Source organism: Rhodocytophaga aerolata, from assembly GCF_030503435.1.
Classification (GTDB): Bacteria; Bacteroidota; Bacteroidia; order Cytophagales; family 172606-1; genus Rhodocytophaga; species Rhodocytophaga aerolata.
In genome coordinates this window covers 1-2,186 of record NZ_JAUKPO010000131.1, presented here as the reverse complement: position 1 = coordinate 2,186, position 2,186 = coordinate 1, and the positions used below count along the sequence as shown (strand labels likewise).

At 35.0% G+C, this 2,186-nt stretch carries 3 protein-coding genes; all 3 read left to right on the top strand.

Annotated features, from left to right (window positions below):
• The first annotated feature begins 262 nt into the window (after positions 1-262).
• The 3 genes from Q0590_RS37095 (at position 263) to Q0590_RS37085 (ending at position 2,120) form a co-directional block, all read left to right on the top strand.
• Positions 263-1,012 carry a hypothetical protein gene (locus Q0590_RS37095; protein WP_302042740.1) on the top strand — a complete coding sequence of 250 codons (750 nt, stop codon included), beginning with the start codon at positions 263-265 and terminating at the stop codon, positions 1,010-1,012.
• 203 nt (positions 1,013-1,215) lie between these two features.
• A complete protein-coding gene (locus tag Q0590_RS37090; RefSeq protein ID WP_302042739.1) occupies positions 1,216-1,452 on the top strand; it encodes a hypothetical protein in 237 nt (78 codons plus the stop codon).
• Positions 1,453-1,532: 80 nt separating this feature from the next.
• The gene (locus tag Q0590_RS37085; protein ID WP_302042738.1) at positions 1,533-2,120 is read left to right on the top strand and encodes a hypothetical protein; all 588 of its coding nucleotides are present in this window, start codon (positions 1,533-1,535) and stop codon (positions 2,118-2,120) included.
• Positions 2,121-2,186: the final 66 nt, after the last annotated feature.

Sequence of the window (2,186 nt, the reverse complement as noted above, 5' to 3'; positions counted from 1 at the left end):
GTTAAGATAATTATTTTCGCTTAACTTACCGTCTAGTCAAAGGTAGCAGGTTCACTACAGGATATTACTAGCTATAGGTTTAATAGCCTTAGGGATAGGTTGGCTTATTGTACTTAGTGACTATGTATGACGAATAAAGAATAAATACCGGTAACACCAGCTTCTATCTCCAACTAGCCCTTGCTTAGCTCAAGGCTACACCGCAGTAGGCTAGTATGCGAGAAGCTTTGAGACATTGCCTGCTATATAAAGATTAAATTACATGACATATTACGAAAGATACTTAAATGGAGAGACCGAAGCTGTCTATGAAGAAATTCTGAGTTTAGGTAATAAAGCTTTCCAGCCAACTATCTTTGCTGATATAGAGAAAGTTTTGATAGAGACATTTCAAAGAGTAGCTTACAATCTTGAAATACTTTATGAAGAATTGAATAAGATAGATTATCTGTTCAAAACCCAATTTGAGGGAAACTTCGAGCGTCCACTTCATAAACCATTGCCTGATACAGGTAGCTTACTACAGCAGTTGGATAAAGCTGTTGAACCGTTTGGTTTTGTCCCCATATCTTTAAAATATTTCTACAAAATTGTAGGCGGAGTCAATTTTGTTTGGGATTATGAAACTAATGATGAGATTAGATGGCCAGTGGCAGACCCCATACAAATTGTGAGTCTTGATGGACTTGTCTCAATGATAAGCGATGATGATTGGCAAGAAGATATAAGACAATATGTTGATGATGAAGATTATGGTTTTGCTTTTTTAGAGTTAGCAGCCGATGATTTACATAAAGATAATGTTAGTGGAGGCCCTCCATATTCCCTTAAAATAACTCAGGAGCCAAGTATAGATAGTGACTTAATAAACGAACCAAATAACACCACTTTTATCGATTATTTAAGAATTTGTTTTGAAAACTGTGGTTTTCCGGGAATAACTAATCCGGAAGATGAGCAAGGATTTAGAGAGTTTTACGATAAGCTCAAGCCACAAATGAAGAAAATATAACAGCAGGCAACATCGGCTAAAAAATCAGCGGCTCTCCCACGCACAAATCTTCAGCAAGAAGCACGCCGCTGTTTAGCGTTGTCCATTGCCTGCTATAAAAGACATTAACAAAATTGATTGAGACACTTATACTTTTTTTGATTCATTATTATCCTTCATTGAAAGGGATATATGGACTAACAACTCTTTTCGATAGAACCAATTTGAAGGTAAGTTCAATAATCGGTAACTTGATTAATAATGGTAATTTAAGTGTAACCCATTACTTTGATAATGGGACGTATGCCAAGTTTGAACTGACGGAGAAAGGCGAAAAAGAACTAAAGCATAACTACAACAAAACGCAGATGATAGATTGGTTGAACACAATTGAAAATACAACGATTTTGATTGAATTGATAAATAATAAAAAGGAAACAACAGCAGGCAACATCGGCTAAATAATCAGCGGCTCGCCCACCCACAAAACCTAAGCAAGAGCCACGCCGCTGTTTAGCTGTGGCCATTATGCCCAATATAAATGAAGAAAGATATACAATGGACCCTCATCTTTGCAGTAACAGTAGCAGTTGGTGCTATACTTGAATATTGCTACTCAAACTCCATTGTTGTATTATTAAACTTTGTAGTACTGCCTCTTGGATTTTTCTTTTTATTCATCATGCATCTAGTCAATGGCATACAAAGATTTACGCAAAACAAAATCTTTTCCTTTGTTCCATTTCTTTTGATTATAGCTACTTTCTTTCTTTTACCATTCTTAAGTAAATTAATAATAAAGATTGATTTCAACTGGCATTTGCAGAATAGAATAAAGGCCGTAAACTATATTCTTGAATCTAAAGAAAGCAACCAAAAATATAAAAATATAAAAATTAGCATTCCTCAAGATATAGGCTATGTTTCTAAAGCTGAAAATAATGTCTGGGTAGAGATAGATTCCAATAATGTAATGATCATTAGATTCCCCATTAAAAAAGGATTCATGGGAGGAGCATTACCAGACTTAAACTTTGTCTATACAAGCAGTAATAGAATAGAAAGTTTTATTGAAGATCATAAAATTAAATTACAAGAAAACTGGTATTTAGAAGAAATTAACAACTAACATAATGGGCATAATCGAGTAGCGAAAGGTAGGGAAAATCCCTACCTCAGCGCTCTCACACCACCC